Below are 5,959 nucleotides of genomic sequence, written 5' to 3'. Positions count from 1 at the left end.
GCCCCACCAGGTGATCGCCATGTGGAACGAGTAGTCGCAACTGGCCTTCGAGGTCTTGTTGTCCCACATCTGCAAGGCTTCGAGCAGCGACTGCTGCGGGTTGGGCAGGCAGAAATCCACCACCATGGTGGTGCCGCCGCTGAGCGCCGCCCGCGTGCCGCTCTCGAAATCGTCGCTCGAGTAGGTGCCCATGAACGGCATTTCGAGATGGGTATGCGGATCGATCCCACCCGGCATCACATAGCAGCCGCTGGCATCGAGGATTTCCCCACCACTGAGGTTCTGCCCGATCTCGGTGATCCTGTCGCCTTCGACCCGGATATCGGCGGCATAAGTGAGGTCGGCGGTAACGATGGTGCCGTTCTTGATGATTTTGCTGGTCATACGAGTTTCCCTGTCATTCGAGTGTGCCCCGGATCACCTCTCCCTTGGGGGAGAGGTCGGACTTCGCATAGCGAAGTCCGGGTGAGGGGGCCTTCTCCAGTGTCTCGGCGATCATCTGCAGCACGCCGTCGATGTTGCTCAGCACGTCAGAGTTCCAGAAGCGGACGACCCGATAGCCGTGCTGGCCCAGCACCTCCGTCCGCGCCACGTCTGTCATGACGCCGGTGTCCGTCCCATGCTGCCCGCCATCGAGTTCCACGATCAGATCGCGCTCGCGGCAGGCGAAGTCCGCAACGTACGAACCCACCGGCTGCTGCCGCACGAACTTACAGTTCAGCAACTGCCTGTCCCTCAGGTGGGACCAGAGCTTTCGCTCAGCATCGGTCGAGTTCTCCCTGAGGGAGCGGGCACGCGCGACGAACTTGCGCTTCAGCGTCCCCATAAGGCCCCCTCACCCGGCGCTACGCGCCGACCTCTCCCCCAAGGGAGAGGTGGCCGTGTTGCACGATCGCGCCCCAGTTTCACCTCTCCCTTCGGGGGAGAGGTCGGAGCGCACAGCGCTCCGGGTGAGGGGGCCTTTTGGAAGCATCCTCACCCCACGATCTCCGCCGTCTCCAGCACCGCACGTAGCAGCACATCCGTCCCGGCCGCCGCCCATTCCTTCGAAATCTCTTCTGCTTCGTTGTGGCTGAGCCCATCGACGCACGGGCACATGATCATGGCCGAGGGCGCCACCCGGTTGATCCAGCAGGCATCGTGCCCCGCGCCCGAGACGATGTCGCGGTGGGAGTAGCCGAGTTCCTTGGCTGCCTCGCGAATGTTGCCGACCAGCGTCTTGTCGAAGGTCACCGGGTCGAAATGCCCGACCTGCTCGACCTCGAAACCGATATCGAGCGCCTCGGCGGTGTTCTGGATGCCGTAGCGGATGCGCTCGTCCATCTCGTCCAGCACCTGTTTGTTCGGTGAGCGGATGTCGATGGTGAACACCGCCTTGCCGGCAATGATGTTGCGGGAGTTGGGGTAGACCTCGATGTGCCCCACGGCGCCGACGGCGTCCGGCTGGTAGTCCATCGCCACCTCGTGCACCAGCTCGATCACCCGCGCCATGCCGAGGCTGGCATTGCGCCGCTTCGGCATCGGGGTCGAGCCGGTATGGGCTTCCTTGCCGGTCAGCGTCACCTGCAGCCACTTGAGCCCCTGGCCGTGCGTGACGACGCCGATATCGACGCCTTCGTCCTCGAGGATTGGGCCCTGCTCGATATGCAGCTCGTAATAGGCATGGATCTTGCGCGCCCCGACCACCTCGTCGCCGCGCCAGCCGATCCGCTCCAGTTCTTCGCCGAAGCTTTTGCCGTCCTTGTCCTTGTGGGTGTAGACGTCGGCCTGGTCGAGCACCCCGGCGAACACGCCCGAGGCCATCATTGCCGGGGCGAACCTTGCGCCTTCCTCGTTGGTCCAGTTCACCACCACGATCGGCCGCCGGGTGCGGATATCGAGGTCGTTGAGCGTGCGGATCACTTCGAGCCCGCCCAGCACCCCGAGTACGCCATCATAGCGCCCGCCGGTCGGCTGGGTGTCGAGATGGCTGCCGACATAGACCGGATCGAGCCCCGGCTCGGTGCCCTCGCGGCGCGCGAACATGGTGCCCATCTGGTCGAGCCCCATCTCCATCCCGGCCGCCTCGCACCAGCGCTTGAACAGTGCCCGCCCCTTGGCATCGTCATCGGTCACGGTCTGCCGGTTGCTGCCCCCGGCAACGCCCGGCCCGATCTCGGCCAGCTCATGAATGGAGCTCCACAGGCGTTCGGGATCGATACGAAGGTTTTCGCCGGGAGCTGCCATTGCTTAGTCTTTCAACAATCGTGGAACATCGGCCGTCAGCCGGTAGCTGCGCCTGTTAGTGGTTGCTGCGCTGGTCCCTCTTACCCCTCTCCCCTCAGGGGAGAGGGTGGCGGGCGCGAAGCGCTCGCCGGGTGAGGGGTGCCCCGCTAGCGCCGCGAGAATTGCCTCAGCAACGCCGTGAGGGTTGCCCAGCACGTCGTTGTTCCAGCACCTGAGGACGGAGTAGCCTTGCTCGTTCAGGTACTTCGTTCTGGCGGCGTCATGCTCGGAGTCAGCGTGTTGGCTTCCGTCGACTTCCAGTACAAGTGCCGCTTCGCGGCAGGCAAAGTCGGCGAAATACGGGCCGATCGGGAACTGCCGGACAAACTTCGCGCCGCTCAGTTGCCGCCTACGTATGATGTTCCAGAGCTTGTGCTCGGCTTCCGTCTCGTTGCGGCGTAAAGAGCGTGCCCGAGAGGCTGAACCCCTCACCCGACGCTGCGCGTCGACCTCTCCCCTCAGGGGAGAGGTGACCTCGGCCGACGAGCGGGGGGACGCACTTTGCACCGCTGGTGCCCCATCGCCCCCTCCCGGCGAGGGCTCTGCCCCCGTCCGGCTGCCCTCTGGGGAGAGGGTCGGGGTGAGGGGCAGTCCAGCAATGCTGGTGTTCGTCTGCATCCGCTACTTCTGGCTCGGGAAGCTGAATTCGGCGCCGCTTTTGATCCCGGCTGGCCAGCGCGTCGTGACCGTCTTCAACCGCGTGTAGAAGTGCACGCCTTCCGGCCCGTAAATGCCGTGATCGCCGAAAATGCTTCGCTTCCAGCCGCCGAACGAGTGGTAGGCCACCGGCACCGGGATCGGCACGTTGATGCCGACCATGCCCACTTCGATCTTGTCGGCGAAGTCGCGCGCTGCGTCGCCGTCGCGGGTGAAGATCGCCGTGCCATTGGCATATTCGTGCCCATGGATCAGGTCGACCGCATCCTGGTAGCTCTGCGCCCGCACCACCGAGAGCACCGGCCCGAAGATCTCCTCGCGGTAGATCTTCATGTCCGGCTTCACATGGTCGAACAGCGTGCCGCCGACGAAGAAGCCGTTCTCATAGCCCTGCAGCTTGAAGCCGCGGCCATCGACCACCAGCTCGGCGCCGGCTTCGACGCCCGAGTCGATATAGCCGACGATCTTGTCGCGCTGCGCCTTCGACACGATCGGGCCCATCTGCGCGTCCTTGTCGGTCGCCGGGCCGATCTTCAACGCTTCGACCCGCGGCTTCAGCCGCGCAATCAGCGCGTCGGCGGTCTTGTCGCCCACCGGCACCGCCACCGAGATCGCCATGCAGCGCTCGCCGGCCGACCCGTAGCCGGCACCCATCAGCGCATCGGCGGCCTGGTCCATGTCGGCATCGGGGAGGACGATCATGTGGTTCTTGGCGCCGCCCAGCGCCTGCACCCGCTTACCGGCCTGGGTGCCACGCCGATATACGTACTCGGCGATCGGCGTCGAGCCGACAAAACTCACTGCCTTGATATCGGGATGGTCGAGAATGGTGTCGACCGCTTCCTTGTCGCCATGGACCACGTTCAGCACCCCGTCCGGCAGGCCGGCATCCATCAGCAACTGCCAGGCGAACATCGGCGCGCTCGGGTCGCGCTCCGACGGCTTCAGGACGAAGGTGTTGCCGCAGGCGATGGCCAGCGGATACATCCACATCGGCACCATGGCCGGGAAGTTGAACGGCGTGATGCCGGCGACCACGCCCAAGGGCTGCCGGTCGGAATAGCTGTCGATGTTCGGGCCGACATTGCGGCTGAACTCGCCCTTCAGCAGCTGCGGCACGCCGCAGGCGAAATCGACGCAGTCGATGCCGCGAGCCAGTTCGCCCAGCGCATCGTCGTGCACCTTGCCGTGTTCCTGGCTGATCAGCCGGGCCAACTCGTCGGCGTGCTTCTCCAAGAGCTCCTTGAACTTGAACATCACCCGCGCCCGCTTCATCGGCGTGGTCGACGCCCAGGCGGGCAGGGCCTTCTTTGCCGCAGCGACAGCGGCGTTCACTTCGTCGATGCTCGACAGTGGCAGCGTGGCGGTGGCCTCGCCGGTGGCCGGGTTGAACACCGGCTGCGTGCGCGGGCTCGTCGAGGTGATCAGCTTGCCGCCGATCGCATTCTGTATCGTCTGCATCACAGACCTCCGCTCGTTGCTTGTAGAACGTTCGTTCTATCGATTGCGATATAGAACATTCGTTCCATTCTACTCAAGCGTCTTCAGGATGCTGCCCAGTGTGCCGATCAGTTCGTCGATCTGCGCCTTGGAGATGATCAGCGGCGGGCTCATCGCGATGATATCGCCGGTGGTGCGGATCAGGATGCCGGTCTCGAAGGCTTTGACGAAGGCCGAGAAGGCGCGCTTGGTCGGCTGCCCGGCGATCGGTTCGAGCTCGATTGCGCCGATCAGCCCGAGATTGCGGATGTCGATGACGTGCGGCAGGCCCTTGAGCGAGTGCAGCGCATCGGCCCAGTAGGGCGCCAGCTCCGCTCCGCGGGTCAACAGGCCCTCATCCTTGTAGGTCTCGAGCGTCGCGAGGCCCGCCGCCGAAGCGATCGGGTTCCCCGAATAGGTGTAGCCGTGCATGAACTCGATGACGTGCTCGGGTCCCTGCATGAAGGCGTCGTGGATCTCGGAGCTGACCAGCACCGCGCCCATCGGGATCACCCCGTTGGTCAGGCCCTTGGCCGTCACCAGGATATCCGGCGTCACGCCGAAATAGTCCGCCGCGAACGGCGTGCCGAGGCGGCCGAAGCCGGTGATCACTTCGTCGAAGATCAACAGGATGCCGTGCTTTTTGGTGATCTCGCGCAGTTTCTGCAGATACCCCTTGGGCGGGATCAAGACGCCGGTCGAGCCGGCCACCGGCTCGACGATCACCGCCGCAATGGTCGAGGCGTCATGCAGCGTGACGATGCGCTCGAGTTCGGACGCGAGGTCCTCGCCGCCCGCCTCGCGCTCGCCGCGGGTGAACTGGTTCTTGCCCGGCGTATGGGTGTGCGGCATGTGATCGACGCCGGTCAAAAGCGTGCCGAACATCTTGCGGTTGGTGACGATGCCGCCCACCGAAATGCCGCCGAAATTCACCCCGTGATAGCCGCGCTCGCGCCCGATCAGCCGGAACCGGCCGGCATCGCCCTTCACCTTGTGATAGGCCAGCGCCACCTTGAGCGCCGTCTCGACCGATTCCGAACCCGAGTTGGTGTAGAGCACGTGGTCGAGCCCCTCGGGCGCGATCGATACCAGCGCATTGGCCAGTTCGAACGCCTTGGGATGGCCCATCTGGAACGCCGGCGCGTAGTCGAGCTCGGCGGCCTGCTCCTGGATTGCCTCGACGATCTTGGGGCGGCAATGGCCGGCATTGACGCACCACAGGCCCGCCGTGCCGTCGAGCACCTTGCGTCCGTCGGAAGTCGTATAGTGCATGTCCTTGGCGCCGACGAACATGCGGGGCGCTTTCTTGAACTGTCGGTTCGCCGTGAACGGCATCCAGAACGCACTCAGATCGTTCGGCGTGACATTGCGACGGTCGGACACCTTGGACTCCCCCGGAGGCTATTTGTTGAGTTTCGAGGTCAAGTATATTTGGCGCTTGACCTTTGGATGTGTTATCCAGAAATTTGACCAGTTGGAAAAAACGTTATCACTCCCATGCCGCCGATCAAGGTGAAAATGCTGGAGACCGAGGGCGGCAAAGGGGGCGCAAAGGCAG

6 protein-coding genes are annotated in these 5,959 nt (G+C 64.4%); all 6 read right to left on the bottom strand.

The annotated features are described in order from the left end of the window. The coding region (locus tag VGV07_RS25135) for an amidohydrolase family protein (protein WP_326871473.1) at positions 1-384 on the bottom strand (384 nt) is incomplete at its 3' end. A 13-nt stretch (positions 385-397) separates the two neighbouring features. Beyond that, positions 398-826 carry an endonuclease domain-containing protein gene (locus tag VGV07_RS25130; RefSeq protein WP_326871472.1) on the bottom strand — a complete coding sequence of 143 codons (429 nt, stop codon included), beginning with the start codon at positions 824-826 and terminating at the stop codon, positions 398-400. 149 nt (positions 827-975) lie between these two features. Continuing rightward, on the bottom strand, positions 976-2,226 hold the full coding sequence (locus VGV07_RS25125) for a Zn-dependent hydrolase (protein ID WP_326871471.1): 1,251 nt from the start codon (positions 2,224-2,226) through the stop codon (positions 976-978). Positions 2,227-2,229: 3 nt separating this feature from the next. Further along, a complete protein-coding gene (locus VGV07_RS25120; RefSeq protein WP_326871470.1) occupies positions 2,230-2,883 on the bottom strand; it encodes an endonuclease domain-containing protein in 654 nt (217 codons plus the stop codon). Positions 2,884-2,886: 3 nt separating this feature from the next. Further along, positions 2,887-4,383 (bottom strand): CoA-acylating methylmalonate-semialdehyde dehydrogenase, encoded by a 1,497-nt coding sequence (locus tag VGV07_RS25115; RefSeq protein ID WP_326871469.1) that lies wholly within the window; start codon positions 4,381-4,383, stop codon positions 2,887-2,889. A gap of 69 nt (positions 4,384-4,452) precedes the next feature. Beyond that, entirely contained in the window at positions 4,453-5,784 is a 1,332-nt protein-coding gene (locus VGV07_RS25110; RefSeq protein WP_055998766.1) for an aspartate aminotransferase family protein, read from the bottom strand. Between the last annotated feature and the right edge of the window lie 175 nt (positions 5,785-5,959).

Origin of the sequence: Devosia sp., assembly GCF_035944845.1 — a bacterium.
GTDB lineage: Bacteria > Pseudomonadota > Alphaproteobacteria > Rhizobiales > Devosiaceae > Devosia_A.
Note: the sequence above shows the minus strand (reverse complement) of the source record. Positions and strands in the feature narration are given on the sequence as shown.